Below are 518 nucleotides of genomic sequence, written 5' to 3'. Positions count from 1 at the left end.
TTCACCACCGTTACCATCGCTAACTGTGTAGTCGAACGTGGCTGGACCGTTGTAGTCCGGATCCGGTGTGAAGCTCACTGTGCCATCGGGGTTCAGTGTTACCGTACCGTGGCTTGGGTTAGAGACGTCGGTGATCGTTAATGGATCGCCATCAACATCCGTGTCGTTACCCAATAGCGTTGCTGGATCCAGCGTGATGGTGGTGTCTTCTTCACCTGTCAGCTGATCATCAGCGGCAACCGGTGCATCGTTAACCGGTGCAAAGTCGATTGTCACAGTAGCGGTGTCAAATCCACCGTTACCATCAGTAATGGTGTACTCGTACGTCGCTTCGCCATTGAAGTTCTCATCAGGCGTGAAGGTCACGGTGCCGTCAGCGTTAAGGACAACCGTACCGTTCGTTGGGTTAGACACTTCAGTGATCGTTAATGGATCGCTGTCTGGATCCGTGTCGTTACCTAACAGGTCATTCGCTGTCATGGTGTACGGTACGTCTTCTTCGCCATTGAAGCTGTCGT

General features: G+C 52.5%; 1 protein-coding gene. It reads right to left on the bottom strand.

What is annotated here, in order from left to right:
- Window positions 1-518: cadherin-like domain-containing protein (locus tag BS617_RS17925; RefSeq protein WP_139303250.1), on the bottom strand; the 518-nt coding region annotated here is incomplete at both ends.

Source organism: Neptunomonas phycophila (genome assembly GCF_001922575.1).
Classification (GTDB): domain Bacteria; phylum Pseudomonadota; class Gammaproteobacteria; order Pseudomonadales; family Balneatricaceae; genus Neptunomonas; species Neptunomonas phycophila.
The sequence above is the reverse complement of the archived record's forward strand: the minus strand, read 5'-3'. Positions and strand labels throughout refer to the sequence as shown.